This is a genomic window from Pseudoduganella sp. RAF19 (assembly GCF_052114165.1).
Lineage (GTDB): Bacteria > Pseudomonadota > Gammaproteobacteria > Burkholderiales > Burkholderiaceae_D > Rugamonas.
Map to the genome: position 1 here is coordinate 570,136 of NZ_JBFREF010000003.1, position 17,370 is coordinate 587,505.

General features: G+C 62.3%; 13 protein-coding genes. 9 read left to right on the forward strand and 4 right to left on the reverse strand.

Annotation, left to right across the window (positions count from 1 at the left end):
• The first annotated feature begins 162 nt into the window (after positions 1-162).
• The 5 genes from AB4Z19_RS10480 to cueR all read left to right on the forward strand — a co-directional run bounded on the left by AB4Z19_RS10480 (position 163) and on the right by cueR (position 10,132).
• Positions 163-1,719 carry a ShlB/FhaC/HecB family hemolysin secretion/activation protein gene (locus AB4Z19_RS10480; RefSeq protein WP_442025832.1) on the forward strand — a complete coding sequence of 519 codons (1,557 nt, stop codon included), beginning with the start codon at positions 163-165 and terminating at the stop codon, positions 1,717-1,719.
• 10 nt (positions 1,720-1,729) lie between these two features.
• Positions 1,730-6,418 carry a beta strand repeat-containing protein gene (locus AB4Z19_RS10485; protein WP_442035216.1) on the forward strand — a complete coding sequence of 1,563 codons (4,689 nt, stop codon included), beginning with the start codon at positions 1,730-1,732 and terminating at the stop codon, positions 6,416-6,418.
• Positions 6,387-7,244 (forward strand): FecR family protein, encoded by an 858-nt coding sequence (locus tag AB4Z19_RS10490; protein WP_442025336.1) that lies wholly within the window; start codon positions 6,387-6,389, stop codon positions 7,242-7,244. The genes AB4Z19_RS10485 and AB4Z19_RS10490 overlap by 32 nt, the downstream gene beginning before the upstream one ends.
• Positions 7,245-7,313: 69 nt before the next feature.
• On the forward strand, positions 7,314-9,728 hold the full coding sequence (locus AB4Z19_RS10495; protein WP_442025337.1) for a heavy metal translocating P-type ATPase: 2,415 nt from the start codon (positions 7,314-7,316) through the stop codon (positions 9,726-9,728).
• Positions 9,725-10,132, forward strand: coding sequence for a Cu(I)-responsive transcriptional regulator (gene cueR / locus AB4Z19_RS10500; RefSeq protein WP_442025338.1), 408 nt, complete (start codon positions 9,725-9,727; stop codon positions 10,130-10,132). Before AB4Z19_RS10495 ends, cueR begins: the two co-directional genes overlap by 4 nt.
• Here cueR and AB4Z19_RS10505 read toward each other — a convergent pair.
• Positions 10,106-10,867 carry a sulfite exporter TauE/SafE family protein gene (locus AB4Z19_RS10505; protein WP_442025339.1) on the reverse strand — a complete coding sequence of 254 codons (762 nt, stop codon included), beginning with the start codon at positions 10,865-10,867 and terminating at the stop codon, positions 10,106-10,108. The genes cueR and AB4Z19_RS10505 overlap by 27 nt on opposite strands.
• A 66-nt stretch (positions 10,868-10,933) precedes the next feature.
• Positions 10,934-11,629 carry an FMN-dependent NADH-azoreductase gene (locus tag AB4Z19_RS10510; protein ID WP_442035217.1) on the reverse strand — a complete coding sequence of 232 codons (696 nt, stop codon included), beginning with the start codon at positions 11,627-11,629 and terminating at the stop codon, positions 10,934-10,936.
• A gap of 102 nt (positions 11,630-11,731) precedes the next feature.
• Between AB4Z19_RS10510 and AB4Z19_RS10515 the strand changes: the two genes are divergently transcribed.
• Both AB4Z19_RS10515 and AB4Z19_RS10520 read left to right on the forward strand, forming a co-directional pair.
• A complete protein-coding gene (locus AB4Z19_RS10515) occupies positions 11,732-12,616 on the forward strand; it encodes a LysR substrate-binding domain-containing protein (RefSeq protein WP_442035218.1) in 885 nt (294 codons plus the stop codon).
• Positions 12,616-13,335 carry a glutathione S-transferase gene (locus tag AB4Z19_RS10520; RefSeq protein WP_442030127.1) on the forward strand — a complete coding sequence of 240 codons (720 nt, stop codon included), beginning with the start codon at positions 12,616-12,618 and terminating at the stop codon, positions 13,333-13,335. Before AB4Z19_RS10515 ends, AB4Z19_RS10520 begins: the two co-directional genes overlap by 1 nt.
• 8 nt (positions 13,336-13,343) lie before the next feature.
• On the opposite strand, the gene AB4Z19_RS10525 is transcribed toward AB4Z19_RS10520, so the two are convergent.
• Entirely contained in the window at positions 13,344-13,544 is a 201-nt protein-coding gene (locus AB4Z19_RS10525; protein ID WP_442035219.1) for a heavy-metal-associated domain-containing protein, read from the reverse strand.
• Between the two features lie 20 nt (positions 13,545-13,564).
• Between AB4Z19_RS10525 and AB4Z19_RS10530 the strand changes: the two genes are divergently transcribed.
• A complete protein-coding gene (locus tag AB4Z19_RS10530; RefSeq protein ID WP_442035220.1) occupies positions 13,565-14,977 on the forward strand; it encodes a serine hydrolase in 1,413 nt (470 codons plus the stop codon).
• Positions 14,974-15,399 carry a VOC family protein gene (locus AB4Z19_RS10535; protein ID WP_442029692.1) on the forward strand — a complete coding sequence of 142 codons (426 nt, stop codon included), beginning with the start codon at positions 14,974-14,976 and terminating at the stop codon, positions 15,397-15,399. The genes AB4Z19_RS10530 and AB4Z19_RS10535 overlap by 4 nt, the downstream gene beginning before the upstream one ends.
• Positions 15,400-15,515: 116 nt before the next feature.
• Here the strand turns inward: AB4Z19_RS10535 and AB4Z19_RS10540 are convergent, their stop codons facing one another.
• Positions 15,516-17,285 (reverse strand): PhoH family protein, encoded by a 1,770-nt coding sequence (locus AB4Z19_RS10540; protein WP_442035221.1) that lies wholly within the window; start codon positions 17,283-17,285, stop codon positions 15,516-15,518.
• Positions 17,286-17,370 lie beyond the last annotated feature (85 nt).

Below are 17,370 nucleotides of genomic sequence, written 5' to 3' on the forward strand. Positions count from 1 at the left end.
CCGCAAACCCGCATTTCCGCACGAACGAGCGTTAATTTTTGCTCGAAAATTGTGTCTTTTCGGAATAAAATTTCCGACTTGCATTAGTTAATCGAAAGTTTCCCTGCATAAATGCGGGATAATGCAGGGTGCCGTTTCCCATCTAACAACAATACTCCATTTATGAAATACCGCCTGGCCGCCTTGCTTGCCACGTCCCTATTTGCGTCCGCCGCTTTGGCGGAGGATGTGATTCGTTTCGATATCAGCCGCTTTGAGGTGCAGGGCAACACGCTGCTGCCGCCCGCAGAGGTGGATCGCGTTGTCGCCGCTTACGCAGGCAAGAACCGCGACTTCGGCGACGTGCAGCGCGCGCTGGAAGCGCTGGAAGCCGCATATCGCGAGGCGGGCTACAGTGTGGTCAAGGTCGAACTGCCGGAACAGGAACTGGACCGCGGCGTGGTGCGCCTGAAAGTGGTGCAGACCAGGATCGGCCGCGTCACCGTCAAGAACAACCGCTATTTCGACGAAGCCAATATCCGCCGCAGCCTGCCGGACCTGGAGGGTGGCAAGACGCCCAATCTGAACCGCATCTCCAACGAGCTGAAACTGGCCAACGAGAACCCGTCCAAAAAAGTCACCATGAAGCTGCAAAGCAGCGAACAGGATGACGAGGTGGATGCGGCGCTCGATGTGAGCGATGAGAACCCATGGAAGGCCATGCTCAATGCCGACAATACCGGTACCGCGCAGACCGGCCGCACCCACGTTGGCGTCGTGCTGCAGAACGCGAACCTGTTTGGCCTGGACCACGTGGCCAGCCTGCAGTACACCACGTCGGCGCAAGAGCCGAGCCGCGTGAAGGTGTATGCAGCGGGCTACCACATTCCGCTGTACGCCCTGGGCGATTCGCTGGACTTCTTCGCCAGCTACTCGAATATCGATTCCGGCACCGTGACGGCGGGCGTGTTCAATCTGGCCGTGAGCGGCAAGGGCGCCGTCTATGGCGCGCGCTACACACAAAGCCTGGCCAAGCGCGGCAACTACGAATCCAAGCTGCAGTACGGCATCGACTACAAGGCCTTCAAGAACAGCGTAGTGCTGCTGGATCAGGAGCTGGGTAATAACGTGACGGTGCATCCCATCAGCGTGAGCTATATGGGCAGCTGGACCCAGCCGAACAGCGAAACGGGCTTCCAGGCGACCTTGCTGCGTAATATCCCCGGCGGTTCGCGCGGCGGCCAGGAAGACTTCACCCGTGCCCGCGTGGGCGCGAAAGACAGCTACACCATCCTGCGCCTGGGCGGCAGCTACACCCGCGTGCTGCCGGCGGACTGGCAGGCGCGCGCCATCGTCAACGGCCAGCTGACCAGCGATGCGCTGATTCCGGGCGAGCAGTTCGGCGCGGGTGGTGCATCGTCGGTGCGCGGCTTCAACGAGCGTGAGATTTCCAGCGATGTGGGCGCGGGCAGCAATCTGGAGCTGTACACCCCCAACGTCTGCGGCGGCAACTGGCAGTGCCGCGCGCTGGCTTTCTACGACGCGGCCTGGATCAAGCGCCGCCATGCGCAAGCGGGTGAGCTGGAGAGCACCAATATCGCCAGCGCCGGCCTGGGCCTGCGTGTCCTGCTGTCGACCAACGTTAATCTGCAACTGGACTACGGTCATGTGACCCACGCCGGCGCCACCGGGCGCGATGGCGAGGACCGCGTGCACGTGCGTCTCGGCCTTTCTTATTGAGGCAACCACCATGAACCGACAAGATCAATACAAACTGCAGCGCAAGCTGCTCGTGGCGACGATCGCGGCCTGCTTCGGCTCGGCCCACGCGAATCCGGTAGCGCCGCAGGTCGTGGCAGGCCAGGCGGCGTTCAGCCAACAAGGCAATGTGTTCTCGATTACGAACACGCCGAATACCATCATCAACTGGCAGAGCTTCTCGGTCGGCCAGAACGAGATTACGCGCTTCATCCAGCAGAACGCGGACAGCAAAGTCCTGAACCGCATCACGGGCCAGGACCCCAGCCAGATCCTCGGTTCGCTGCAATCGAACGGCAAGGTATTCCTGATCAATCCGAACGGCGTCCTGTTCGGCAAGGATTCGCGCATCGATGTGAATGGGCTGGTGGCGTCGAGCCTGAACATTTCCAATGCCGATTTCCTGGCAGGGAAAAACAACTTCAAGGCTGACGGCGTAGCGGGCAAGGTGGAGAACCAGGGCCACATCACTACGCCACAAGGCGGCCAGGTGTACCTGATCGCGCCAAACGTCGAGAACAACGGCATCATCACTTCGCCCAAGGGCGACATCGTCCTGGCCGCAGGTCAGAGTGTGCAGCTGGTCGATTCGGCCAATCCGGATGTGCAGGTGGTCATCTCCGCGCCAAGCGATCAGGCGCTGAACCTGGGCCAGGTGGTGGCACAGGGCGGACGCATCGGCATCTATGGCGCGCTGGTGAATCAGCGTGGCGCGGTCAATGCGGACAGCGCGGTGATGGGCGAGAACGGCAAGATCGTGCTGAAGGCCAGCGGACGCACAACGCTCGAAGCGGGCAGCGTCACCAGCGCCCGCGGCGCAGGGAAGGGCGGCGATATCCAGGTCCTCGGCAAGCAGGTGGCCCTGACCGGCGATGCCCGCGTCGACGCCAGCGGCCAGCAGGGCGGCGGCTCGGTGCTGATCGGCGGCGACTACCAGGGCGCCAATGCCTCGGTACAGAATGCGCAGCAAACCTATGTCGGCAAGGACGCCATCGTGTCCGTCGACGCCATCGACAACGGCGACGGCGGCAAAGTCATCGTCTGGGGCGACGACGCAGCGGCCGTGCACGGCCAGATCTCCGCACGCGGCGGCGCAGCCGGCGGCAAGGGCGGCTTCATCGAAACCTCCGCCCATTCGCTGGACGTAGCTGGCATCCATATCGACGCCGGCGCTGCACAAGGCAAACACGGCACCTGGCTGCTGGACCCCTACGATCTGGAAATCACCTCGTCCGGCGGCGGCTTGATCGAAGACCTGCTCGGCTTCCTCGGCGTGCCGGGTTTGCCGACCAAAGTGGCTGCCTCGGTACTTAACGCGGCAACGGCCGACGTTCTACTGCAGGCCAAACATGATCTGACCGTATCGAGCGCCGTCTCTATTGGCGCATCCGGCGTGAATCTGCTGGCGCAGGCGGGTAATAACGTCAATGTCAACGCGGCCATCACCACCAATGGCGGCATGATCACGCTGTCCGCCAATGACGCGGCAGCGGGCGCCAGCGGCAGCGGCGCCGTGAACGTCAGGGCTAATTTGAATGCCGGCAGCGGTGACGTTAACTTGAATGGCGCCTCGATTAATCTGTCCGGCGGCACGCTCAGCGCCAACAACGCCTGGATCACTGCAAGTAAGGGCGCTATTGCCGTGAACAGCAAAGTGACCGCGCAGAACGAAGTGGCGCTGCTGGGTAGCGGAGCAATCACACAGACGGGCGTGATCACCGCAGACACGCTGTATGCGAAGGGCTCTGCGATCACCCTGAGCGCGAACAACGCCATCAACAGCGTGGCGGCGCAAAGCGCGGGCAATATCACCGTCACATCGACGAAGGACCTCACGCTGGCTTCAACCAGTCAGGCCGCCGTCGACCATGGCATCGACTTCCACGGCGTGAATTCAACGGGCAATGTGACACTGAGCGCTACCAGATTCAGCCAGGATTATGATGCACCTGTCTCGGCCAGCAAGCTGACGTTGAAGACCACGGGCAGTGTCAGCCTCTCGTCTTACGATAATCATGTGGACCATCTGCAGGCAGATGGTGTGCGTACTTTCTACTACGTGGATAGTGGCGCGCTGACCGTTGATTCGGTTTCCCTGTCCGGATCGGGAGACTCCCAGATCCATATCGAAGCAGGTGATCTGAATGTGACAAAGCTGGATGCGCGCACCAGCAGCCTCCAGCTGACCGGCAATAATATTACGCTGGCCAGCAGCGCTTCCGTGAAAGGCAGTGCCATCAACCTGGAGGCCGACGGCGCATTGACGACCGGTGCCAACTCCAAAGTGGAAGGCAACTGGATTACTTTCACCGGATCGAGCATGGCGCTGGGCGGCTCAGTCAAAGCGACCAAACTGGGGACCAGCGATAACTCCGGCACCGTGACACTGCGCTCCTCAACGTCGGGCACCATGACGCTTGGCGGCGCCCAGCAGGCGACCGAAACGGGTCTGGTCTTGAGCAACGATGAGTTGAAAAGGATTAGTGCCTACACCATCTTTGTGGACCACAACGGCAGCTACGGCGAGGCTTATGGTGCTTACGGCGGCTATGGTGGATATGGTGGTTCCGTGTTGCTGGATGGCCTCGATCTCACCACTGGCCTGCTGACCGGTACTTTCAAGGTCGCAGCCGGCAACGACATTGCGCTTGCGAATTCGGTGAAGCTGCCATCGACGGTGACCCTGGACTTGAGCGCCGCCAGCACGCTGACCAATAATGCGATGGTGTCCGCTGGTTCGGTCATCATGGCCGCAGGTAATCTCGATCTGACCGGTAACGCCGGCACGGGCATCAATGCCAACAGCGGCAAGGGCCGCGTGGAGCTGTATAGCGGCGGCTCGATCGGTGTCGGCGGAGCTAATGCAGTCGGCGGCCCGGCTAACTTTATCGGCGACGCCGCATTGGCAGGGATCAATGCCGGAACTCTCTCCATCGCTTCCGGCGACAAAGTTGCAGTCACCGGCGACGTGAATATGCCAAAGCTCAGCTTCGAGCTGACTTCGGAAGGAGTGAACGGCGTTGTCGTTGCCGCCAACCTGACCGGTAATTCCGTTGAACTGAAAGGCGATGTGGTCGATATTTCGGGCACGTTGACCGCCAATCAGGCGTCCCTCCGTCCTTACACGGGCAGCAACGATATCGTGGTGGGGAGCAGCTGTTCCAATCAAAACTGCTTCTCTGTAAATCAGCTGGCCAATGTGCACGCCCAGACGATCGGCATCGGTTCGACCGATACGGACATGACAGGTTCGATCTCGATCGCAGGTATCAGTGGTCTGGACGCGTCCACCACGCGTATCGGCCTGCTGTCCAACACTGGTGGCATCACGCAGTCCGGCGCCATCAGCGTGCAGGAACTGGGTATTGAGGCGGGCGGTAATGTCTTCCTCACTAATTCGGCCAACCACGTGAACAAGCTTGCCGCCCAGGTAGGCGGGCACCTGAACTTCACGAATGACCAGGATCTCGCCGTAGCGCGCCTGCAGGGTGGCTCCGGTAGCAATACCTACGATGTGAATGGCATCACCGCGGCGGAAGATGTGACGCTGGATGTGGCAGGTTCGCTGACGCGCAGCGATGGCGTCATTACCGCCAACGCGCTGACAGTCACTGCTGCCGGCAGCATTGGTGCCAGCAATGGCGCCTTGCTGACACAGGTGAATGAGCTGAGCGCTGAAAGCAGCGCTGCCACCGGCACGCTGCCGATCAATATCACCAATAACAAAGCAGGCTATTCTCATCAGCTGACCGTCAAGAAGCTCAAGCTCCAGACGGGCAATGCCGGCGGCATCACGCTGGACAATTACGGCGCTACCATCATTGATGCCGGCGCAGTAGTGGCCACGGACAGCGGCAATATTTCGATCACTGCGCACAGTCCATTGACGGTGCTGGGCAGTATTACTTCCCATTCCGGCTCGATTTCGCTGGAGGCAGGCAGCACGGGTTCTGCCGGAGATGACTTGACGATTGCCGCCGGCGCGACGGTGCAGACGGCGACCGGTAATATTCGTCTGACGGCCGGGGATCAAATCAGCACGGCCTCCGGTACGGTCGCGGCACCAGCCGGCAGCATTTCGAAAATCGACGATACCAATATGCCGGTCGTAGAGCCGCCGGTTACGCCGCCGGTAACGCCACCCGTGACGCCGCCAGTTGAGCCTCCCGTAACGCCGCCAGTCACGCCTCCGGTTGAGCCGCCAGTGACTCCACCGGTCACACCTCCGGTCGAGCCCCCCGTGACGCCACCGGTCACCCCGCCAGTTGAGCCGCCTGTGACGCCGCCGGTTACTCCGCCGGTGACGCCACCAGTGACGCCGCCGGTCACACCGCCGGTGGAACCGCCTCCAACGGCCGATATCTGCACGATCGCGCCGTCGTCGGCGCTGTGCCAGGTGTTGGCGCCGCCAACCAGCTCGCAGCCGAACAAGCCGGTGAATCTCGCGCAGAACGAGGTGATCAATCTCGTCAACAGCTCGAAGCCGAGCGGCGCGCCGACGCAGCCGGCGAGCAATACGTCCAGCAGCTCGTCCAGCAGTTCGTCGGGCGGCGGGGCGGGCGGTCCATCTTCAACATCCAGCACGCCGGATGACAAGAAGCTGGATAAGGAGAAGGACACTGCAAGTACCGATAAAACTGGAACGAAAAATGATGTCGCCAAAAAAATGTACTGCAACTGAGTTTGCACTGCGCTGCCTGCTCCTGCTGGCATTGTGGACCACGGGATCGCTGGCGCTGGCTGCGCCGGTGGTCGGTATGATCGTGCAGTTGAGCGGACCGCTGGTGGCGAAGAAGCCGGGCGGAACGCTTAAGGTGCTGTCGATGAAGTCCGAGGTGGAGAACGGCGATACGCTGGTCACCGAGAAGAACACCTACGCCATGATCAAGTTCATCGACAACAGCGAGATCACGCTGCGTCCTGGCACCACGATGACGATCGAGAACTTCAGCTTCGCCAGCGATAACAAGGATGGCGATCACGCCAACTTCAATCTGGTGAAGGGCGGTCTGCGTTCCGTCACCGGCCTGCTGGGTAAGCGCAGCAAGGAGAAGTTCGAGCTGAAGACGCCGGCGGCGACCATCGGCATCCGCGGCACCACCTTCATCGCGGAGATCGTGCCGGTGGACGAACAGCGCGCGCTGGCTCTCGCGATTTCCTTCCTCAACGCGAGCACGGCATCGCTGCCGGTCGCCAGCGATGCGGGACCAATCGCACCTGTGATGTTGGCGCAGGCTATGCCGCCACCAGGTCCAGTCGGTGGTCTCACTCCTGGCCTGTACGTCCAGGTACTGGACGGAATGATTCACGTGTCCAACTCTGGCGGGACGTTGAATTTCGCGGCCGGCCAGTTTGGTTTCACTCCGAGCGTAACCGTGCCGCCGATTATCCTGCCGGCCAATCCGGGCCTGAAGTTCTCACCGCCACCGTTATTCAATTCTTCTTCGGCGCCAGCGGCGGGCTCCAGCCCTCCGAAGTCCAACGAAGTCGATTGCATCGTCCGGTAAAAAACACTTGACCTTCCCATCATGGGATACTTGATGCTGTAGCCATGATCACTGGCTTAACAGGTATCCATGATGAGTAATTACCAACAGACCGTCCGTATTGGAGGGATGAGTTGCGCGTCCTGCGTGGCGCGCGTCGAGAAGGCGCTTGCCGCCGTGCCGGGCGTGGGGCGTGCAACGGTCAATATCGCCACTGAGACGGCGCGCGTCGAATCCGACGCGCCGCTGGAGTTCTGCGATCTGCAGCAGGCGGTCGAGAAGGCGGGTTACGAGGCCGCGCCCGAGGAGCCAGAATTGGCGCCGGCCAGGGTTGCCGAGGTCCCCGCCACAGGGGGCAACGCACCGGCTCCTGCCATGCGCGAGTTGGCCATTCCCGAAGGCGTGGCGGTTGCGCTGGCGGCTGTCCTGTCCTTTCCCTTGCTGGTGCCTATGGCACTTGGCTGGTTCGGCATCCATTTCATGCTGGACGCCCGTCTTCAGTGGTTGTTGGCCACACCCGTCCAATTCGTCTTTGGTGCACGGTTCTACCGCGCCGGCTGGAAGGCGGCGCGCGCCGGCGCCGGCAATATGGACTTGCTGGTGGCCCTTGGCACCAGCGCTGCCTACGGCCTGAGCGTCTATCTTCTGCTGACAACCTTCGGCCAGCATCTCTACTTTGAGGCTTCGGCCGTGGTGATTACGCTCGTCCTGCTCGGAAAATGGCTGGAAGCGCGCGCCAAGCGGCAAACGACTTCCGCCATCCGCGCGCTGCAGCAGCTGCGTCCTGCCACCGCGCGGGTGCGGCGCGATGATGGAACTGAGCGTGATGTGTCGGTCAACGACGTACATCTCAATGACCTGGTGGTTGTTCGTCCCGGCGAACGCGTGGCAGTGGACGGCGAAGTGGTGGAGGGCAGCAGCCATGTCGATGAATCCCTGATTACCGGTGAAAGCTTGCCCGTGGCGCGCCACCCCGGTGGCCATGTCACGGGTGGCTCGATCAATGGCGAAGGCCTGCTGATCGTGCGCACCACGGCTATCGGTGCAGAGACCACGCTGTCGCGCATCATCCGCCTGGTGCAGGACGCGCAGGGCGCCAAAGCTCCCGTTCAACGGCTGGTCGACCGTGTCGCTGAGGTTTTCGTGCCCGTGGTGCTGGTACTGGCGGCATTGACGCTACTTGGCTGGTGGTTCGCCAGCAGCGATTTCGAACGCGCCACGATCAACGCGGTGGCGGTGCTGGTGATTGCCTGTCCGTGTGCACTGGGCCTGGCCACGCCGGCGGCGATCATGGCCGGCACTGGCGTCGCGGCACGCCACGGCATACTGATCAAGGACGCGGAGGCGCTTGAACTCGCGCGCCAGGTCGATGCTGTGGTCTTCGACAAGACGGGCACGCTCACGCAGGGCAAGCCGGTGCTGGCGGCACTGCTGCCAGCCGGCGTCAGCGAAGATCGTCTGTTACAGCTGGCGGCAGCCATCCAGCGCAATAGCGAACACACGCTGGCGCGCGCCGTGCTCGATGCGGCTGCCGCGCGCCTGTCTGCGGTGGATAAGGCCACGGCGGACGCTAACGCTGCGGCCCGCAGCGCTGCGGGGCACGCTGGCGCATCTGGCGGCGCAGGTGTCTTCGGCAACGCAGGTGTCTCCGGCAGCGCAGATGTCTTCGGTAGTACAGGTGTCTCCGGCGGCACGGGCGTCACAGGCAGCGACGGCGCTAGCTGGCAGCGCATGGCGCCGCTGGCATCGGCGGTGAGCGCGCTGCCGGGGCGCGGGATGAGCGCGGTAGTAGATGGCGCGGCGCTCATTCTCGGTAGCTCCGGCCTGATGCAGGAACGCGGCGTAGATATCGCCCCGCTGGCGTCCCGGGCGCAGGAACTTGAAGCCAGCGGCCATACCATTTCCTGGCTGGCCGACAGTGGCAAGCATGCGCTGCTTGGACTGCTGGCCTTTGCCGACCTGCCCAAGCCATCAGCGCGTGCGGCCATCGAGCGCCTGCATGCACGCGGCATTCACACCGTCATGCTTACCGGAGACAACGAAGGTAGCGCGGATGCCGTGGCGCAGCAACTCGGCATCCGCGAAGTGCGCGCCAACTTGCTGCCAGACGGTAAAACGGCCGCACTGAAAGAACTTCGCCAGCAAGGCAAGATCTGCGCAATGGTCGGCGACGGCATCAACGACGCGCCCGCGCTGGCGGCCGCTCATGTGGGCATCGCCATGTCCACTGGCACCGACGTCGCCATGCATGCAGCAGGCATCACGCTGATGCGCGGCGATCCGCGACTGGTGGCGGATGCGATCGACATCTCGCGCCGTACCTTCAGTAAGATCCGACAGAACCTGTTCTGGGCCTTCATCTACAACCTCGCGGGCATCCCGCTGGCGGCGTTCGGCCTGCTGAATCCCGTATTTGCAGGCGCCGCGATGGCGCTCAGCTCCGTCAGCGTGATCAGCAACGCACTGCTGCTGCGCCGCTGGCAACCAGCAAAGGAATCGACATGAATATCGGACAAGCCGCCACCGCATCCGGCGTCAGCGCAAAAATGATCCGCTACTACGAAAGCATAGGCCTGATCAAAGCCACTGCGCGTACGGACAGCGGCTACCGCATCTACGGCGACAAAGACCTGCACATGCTGCGCTTCATCAAGCGCGCCCGTAATCTGGGCTTCTCGCTGGAGCAGATCCGCGACCTGCTGTCGCTATGGCAGAACGAAGACCGGGCCAGTGCGGACGTGAAGAAGATCGCGCTGGGTCATGTGGCGGAGCTGAATCAGCGCATCCGCGAGCTCACCGAAATGCGCGACACCTTGAGCACGCTGGCTTCCTGCTGCCACGGCGATGACCGTCCCGATTGCCCGATCCTGGAAACGCTGGAATCAGCGCAGGAACATGTAGATGGTTAGCACCACGCCAACGCATACCACGAAGATGCGCATCATCTGCGGCGGCAGGCGGTAAATCAGCCAGGAGCCAATCAGGCCACCGGCGACGCCGCCAACGCACAGCGCCAGTGCCGCCGGCCAGCTGATCAAGCTGGAGAAGGCGAAGATCACGGTGGCGGACGCATTCATCGCCATCGCCAGCATATTCTTGGTCGCAGTGGCGGCGCGGATCTGCTGGCCGGCAATGGTCAGCGTCGCCAGCATCAGGAAGCCGATGCCGCCGCCAAAATAGCCGCCGTAAATGGCGATACAAGTCTGCGCCAACATCAGTGCCCATGGAGGCATGCTCGCAGCAGCGTGCACTGGGGCCTTGCGGAAAGCGCCCCAGGCAAACATGGACGTCGCAAACAGCACCAGCCACGGCACCAGCTTGGCGAAGAAGGTTGGTGGCGTGTAGCTAAGCAGAATCGCGCCAAATGTGCCGCCGATGATGCTGATGATGAACATCTGCTTGAACGTCAGCGGACCAACATCGCTCACCAGCTTGCGTCCCGCGATGGCGGACGTGGTCTGGCTGGGGAAGAGCGCAATCGTAGACGTCATATTCGCCGCGATCGGATTCAGGCCCGCCAGCAGCAGGGTAGGGAAGGTGATGAACGAACCGCCGCCTGCCAGCGCGTTCTGCACGCCCGCGAACAGGCCCGCAGCAGCGACCAGCAAGATGGTATGAAATTCAAGAGGTGGGACGGCGGACATGATGGCAGGTTCGGGACGTAGAACGTTTGATTCTACACCGACCCTGCCGGGCTTGCAGGCGGCCGCTCAGGCAGCTTTTGCCGTCGCCGCGGCCGCCACCGGCGCCGCGAGCCGCAGCGCCAAAGCGTCCACGTCACGCTCGGCTTGCCCAATCGAGCGCTCCAGCCGTTCACCACCAAATTCGTCGTATTCGATGGCCACTCCGTGCGCATCCGTGATGCCGATATAGGCGAAGGCCGTGCGCACTGATGATTCGACGTGGTTGCTGTCCGCCAGCCGGTCGCCGTAGCCGTAATCGCCGCGCGAAGACAGGATGATCAGGCGCTTATCCATCTCCGCCAGCATTGGCCAATACGGCACATCGCCACGCGAACGGTCGAAGCCGAATGTGCGTCCGACACGGACGATATTGTCGATGTAGGCTTTGAATTGCGCGGGCGGACCGAAGTTATACATCGGGACGCCGGCCACGATGATATCGGCGCGCAGCAGTTCCTCTACGAGCGTATCGCTGGCGGCCAGCACGGCGTGCATCCACGGTTCGCGCTGCGCGGCAGGCGTGAAGGCTGCGTGAATCCATTCGCCGGTGACGGGCGCCGGCGCTTGGGCGCCGATGTCGCGATAGATGACTTCTGTGCTTGTGTCATGCGCCAGCCAGCGTTCGACAAAGCGAGCGCTCAGCCGGCGGGTATGCGAGCCATGTGCGGTTTCACCCGAGCGGCCCGGACGGGCGCTGGCGTCAATATGCAGCAAGGTGGTCATGGGTATTCTCCTGTGGTTGGGGATGGCCTCCACTGTGCCGCTGCCGCGCGGCGGCGACAAACGATCATTGCTCACCCGATAGATGAGTTATAGTCATGTATCATGCACCGACGATTGCCATCACTCTCCGCTTTACGTGCCTTCGAGGCCGCCGCCCGCCACCTGAGCTTCAAGCTGGCGGCGGAGGAGCTGTCCGTCACCGCAACGTCGATCAGCCATCAAATGAAGGCGCTGGAGGAAGCGCTGGATTGCCGCCTGTTCGTGCGCAAGACGCGCGCAGTGGAGTTGACGGAGCAGGGCCGCATTCTGCTGCAAGCCACCGGCGCCGGATTCGATGCCATTGCGGCAGGCGTGGAAAGTCTGCGCAATGCCGGGCGCCGTACGGTCACGCTATCCACCACGCCGGCCTTCGCCGCCCGCTGGCTGGTGCCGCGTCTGGCCGCATTCCAGCAGGCGCATCCCGGCATCGACCTGCATGTGCAGGCGACGACGCAGGTGGCCGACTTGCGCAGTGGCGGGGCCGACCTGGCGGTGCGTGGCGGACGGGGACACTATGCGGGCTTGCAGGCGACGCTGCTGATGCGCGGCGATTACGCGCCCGTTGCCAGCCCGCGCCTGAAACTGCGCCGGCCGCGCGACCTGCTGAAGCATCCATTGATCCACTTCGAATGGCAGCGCGGCGGCAGCGGCGCGCAGACCTGGGCGCGCTGGGCGCAAGCGGCGGGGCTGGAATTGGAGGCCTCCGCCGGCATCGTCTTTTCTGAAGAGAGCCATGCCGTGCAAGCTGCCATTGCGGGGCAGGGCGTGGCATTGGCATCCCTGCCGCTGGTGAGCGAAGAGATCGCGATGGGATTGCTGGAGGCGCCGTTTGCGCCGTTGTTACAGGGTTTCGATTACTATTTGGTACGGCTGGAAGACAGGGAGTTGTCCGCGGCCGCAGCAACCGTCGAATCCTGGCTCACCGGCCAGGCAACGCAGGAGGACTGATGAAGCCTTACGAATTGTATTACTGGCCCACGATCCAGGGACGCGGTGAATTCGTGCGCCTGGCACTGGAAGAAGCCGGCGTGCCTTACGTCGACGTGGCGCGCCAGAAGAAGGGCATGCCGCCGACCATGGCGTCCATCGATCCCGCGCAGGAAGAACGGGCCTCGTTCGCGCCGCCGGTGTTGCGCGCAGGCGAGCTGCTGATCGGCCAGACGGCCAATATCCTGATGTTTATCGGCGCCCGCCACGGCCTGGCGCCGCGTTCGGAAGCGGGCCGCTTGTGGTGCAATGAACTGCAGCTGACCATCGCGGACATCGTCAACGAAGCACACGACACGCACCATCCCATCTCCACCAATCATTATTACGAAGACCAGAAGAAGGAAGCGAAAGCGCGCGCCAGGGACTTCTGCGCCGAGCGCATTCCCAAGTTCCTTGGCTACTTCGAGCAAATCCTGCAGAACAATCCGGGACGCGGCAAGTACATGGCCGGCTCGCGTTTGAGCTATGTGGACCTGTCGATGTTCCAACTGATTTCAGGCCTGCGCTACGCCTTCCCGAAAACGATGAAGAAGCTGGAGCCGGACTGGCCCGGCCTGGTGGCCCTGCACAAGATGGTGTCGGAGCGGCCGAATATCGCGGCCTATCTGGCTTCGAAGCGGCGGATTGCCTTCAATGAAGATGGCATCTTCCGCCACTATCCGGAGCTGGAGAAGTGACGCGCGGATTAGCGCGCGCTGGTGACGGGGTAGCCGGCTTCCACGATGGCCGATTTGACGGCGTCCAGTGCGGCGCCGCTGTCCACTTTGACCTGTTTGCTGGCCAGGTCGATATCGACCGTGGCGCCCGCATCCACGGCCTTTACGGCCTTGGTGACGGAAGCGACGCAATGGCCGCAGCTCATATTTTCAACTTGCAGTTCGTACATCAGAAACTCCTTTTTTCTCAATGATGATTCATCTTAATCCTTGCCACCGTTGGAAGGTCAAGCTTCTTTTTGCCGCGCTGGCGGCTGGCGGACTCGCACAGGCGGCGTCGCTTGATCCTGCCGTCGTGCGGCAGATCGATGACGTGGTGGGCCAGGTCGGCAAGGATCGCTTGCCCGGCGCGGTCGTACTGGTGGCGCGCAATGGTGAGACGGTATTTCGCAAGGCTTATGGCTGGGCTGATATCGACAGGCGCCAGCCGATGGAGCCGGCGGTGTCCATGCCCATTGGTTCGGTCACCAAGCAGTTTACCGCCACGGCCATCATGATGCTGGCGGAGGAGGGCAAGCTGTCCCTCACCGATTCGGTGGCGCAGCACTTGCCGGACCTTGCGCCGCAGCTGCGCGATGTCTCGATTGAGCAGCTGTTGACGCATACTTCCGGTGTGCCGGACTACACCAGGCAGTGGCGCTTCCTGCTGCTGGATCGCGGCGATGAGATTGCGCTGCCGGATCTGCTGAAGCGCATCAAAGGCAAGTCGCTCGATTTCATGCCGGGCGCGCGCTTTGAGTACAGCAATTCGAATTATGTGCTGCTGGGCGCCATCATCGAGAAAGTGAGCGGTGAGCCTTATGGCAAGTTCATGGAAGAGCGCATCTTCATGCCGCTGGGACTGGGCAATACGGCCTACGCCGGTTATGAACGTGCCGCGTCCATGCGCGCTAAAGGCTACGATGCTGACAACGGCAAGTACAGCAAGCCGAAATCGATCAGCATGTCCATGGCCTATGCAGCGGGCGGGCTGGTGTCGACCGTGGACGATTTGGCGCGCTGGGATGCAGCCATCGCCAGCGGCAAGCTGCTGAAAGGCGAAAGCTGGCAGCGCGTGTTTTCGCCGGCGCGCCTGCAGAACGGAGAACCCAGCAATTACGGCTACGGTTGGGGATTGGGCAAGCTGCAAGGGGTGACCGAATACTCGCACGGCGGCGAGATCTACGGCTTCAGCAGCTTCGTGGCGCGCCTGCCGGAGCAGGGCATCTACGTCGCGGTGCTGGCCAATGCCAGCGGCGACGTGACCACCGAACTGCTGGCGCAGCGCGTGGCGGCAGTCGCCCTGGGCAAGCCGGTGCCGCATTACCGCAAGATCACTTTGAGCAAATCGACGCTGGAGGAATTCGCGGGCACTTATCACGGCGACGAAGGAACGGTACGCACGGTGAAGCGCGATGGCGATCATCTGGTCGTTGAACGCAGCGGCGCTCCAAAGGTTGAGATTTTCCCTTATTCCGACAGCGCCTTCTTCGTGCGCGATTCCTTGTCGCAGGCCGAGTTTGTGCGCGATCCGCAGGGCAAAGTGGTCGAGCTTCTTCTTACCCGTAACGGCAACGTCACCCGCAACGCGCGCGTGGCGACCAAAAAATGGTGGCCACTATGAAGCAGAGCATTGTGCACATTGCGCTGGTCGTACGCGATTACGATGAAGCGATCGATTTCTACGTCGACAAACTAGGTTTCGAGCTGATCGAAGACACCTACCAGCCGGCGCAGGACAAGCGCTGGGTCGTCGTCGCCCCGCCCGGCGGCAGCGGCACCACGCTGCTGCTGGCACGCGCCGCCAAGCCTGAGCAGGAGCCCTTCGTCGGCAACCAGGCTGGTGGGCGCGTGTTCCTCTTTTTGAATACCGACGACTTCTGGCGCGACGTCGAACGCCTGCGCGCGCACGGCGTGCATTTCGCGCGCGAGCCCAAGGAAGAAGACTACGGCCTGGTCGCGGTCTTCGCGGACCTGTACGGCAATTTGTGGGATTTGCTGCAGCTGAAACCAGACCATCCTGTTGCGCGCCGCGGACGGGATTAGAACCCACGGCAAGGAGCGGGTGGCTGCCACGATGTGGCAGCCACCTGGGTTGCGCCGCTGGTTTGGAATAAAAAAAGCCCCGCACGAAGCGGGGCTTTTGTGGAGCGTGTGCGCGCTTAGAGCACGTCGCTCGCGTGGTCGGCGAGGCGGGAGCGCTCGCCGCGGGCCAGGGTGACGTGGCCGCTGTGGGCCCAGCCTTTGAAGCGGTCGACGACGTAAGTCAGGCCGCTCGAACCCTCGGTCAGGTATGGCGTGTCGATCTGCGCGATATTACCCAGGCAGAGGATCTTGGTGCCCGGACCGGCGCGCGTTACCAGGGTCTTCATCTGCTTCGGCGTCAGGTTCTGCGCCTCGTCGATGATGAGGAACTTGTTGACGAAGGTACGGCCGCGCATGAAGTTCAGAGACTTGATCTTGATGCGCGAGCGGATCAGGTCCTGCGTTGCCGCACGGCCCCATTCGCCGCCTTCACCGTCGGACTTGTTCAGCACTTCGAGGTTGTCGTCGAAAGCGCCCATCCAAGGCCCCATCTTCTCTTCCTCGGTACCCGGCAGGAAGCCGATGTCCTCGCCCACCGGCACGGTGACGCGGGTGACGATGATCTCGTTGTACAGCTTCGTCTCCAGCACCTGCGCCAGGCCGGCGGCCAGTGCCAGCAGGGTCTTGCCGGTACCGGCCTGGCCCAGCAGGGTGATAAAGTCGCACTCGGGATTCATCAGCAGGTTCAGAGCGAAGTTCTGCTCGCGGTTACGCGCCGTGACGCCCCACACGCTGTTCTTGTTGTGGGAATAGTCGCGCAGCGTCTGGATCACCGCGGTCTTGCCGTTGATCTGCTTGACCTGGCCGTAGAACGAAGCTTCGCCGTTCTTCGGTTCCAGGAACACGAACTGGTTCACCAGCAGGGACGGGATGAACGGGCCGGTCACGCGATAGAAGGTGGCGCTCTGGCCGTTCTTGTTCTCCTGCCACGACTCCATGTCCTTGCCATGCTTGTTCCAGAAATCGTCCGGCAGCTGGACGATGCCCGAGTACAGCAGGTCGGTGTCTTCAAGTACGTGGTCGTTGAAGTAGTCTTCCGCCGGCAGGCCCAGTGCGCGCGCCTTGATGCGCATATTGATGTCTTTCGACACCAGCACCACCGCGCGGCCCGGCTGCTCGGCTTCCAGCGAACGCACGACCGCGAGGATCTGGTTGTCCGCCTTACCTTGCGGCAGGCCTTCCGGCAAATCGGCTACCTGCACCTTGGTCTGGAAATACAGGTGGCCTTTGGCATCCTTGTTACCCAGCTTGTTCAGCGGGATACCGGTTTCCATGTCGTCGTCGTCGGTATTGCTGACCAGGGCATCGAGGGTACGCGATACCTGGCGCGCATTGCGGGCGACTTCGGACATGCCTTTCTTGTGGTTGTCCAGTTCTTCCAGCGTCATCATCGGCAGGAAGACATCGTGCTCCTCGAAGCGGAACAGCGAGGAGGGGTCGTGCATCAGCACATTGGTGTCGAGCACGAACAGCTTGGTCATGCCCACCTGATCGGCGTGGCGGCTGGAGGCGGACTTCAGCACGACCTCGTGTGCCTTGTGCTTGGCCGGATGCGGTGCATCGGGCTTGATCGGCGTGACCTTGCCGCGCGCCAGGGGCGCAGCCTTGGTGCGTGGTGGCGCCGGGACATCGTCCGGCAGCTTGGCGACCTTGAGGGCCGGGGTTTTCTTTGCAGCTGCGGTCTTCTTTGCCGCAGTCTTTGCAGGTGCCTTGGTTGCCGCTTTCTTCGGCGCTGGCGCTGCATCTTCTTCAACGGGGAAGGGTACCGGATTCGATCCGCTCGCCTTCGGGTAGTCTTTAGCCAGCAGTAAGGTGGCTGGCTTGCTAGGCAGTTTTGGCAGTGGCATCAGGATCTCAATCTAAAAAAGTTCCGCCCACGCCAAAGCCGCCGCAGCAGATCGGGCATGGGGATGGATGCGTGGGGAAATCGGA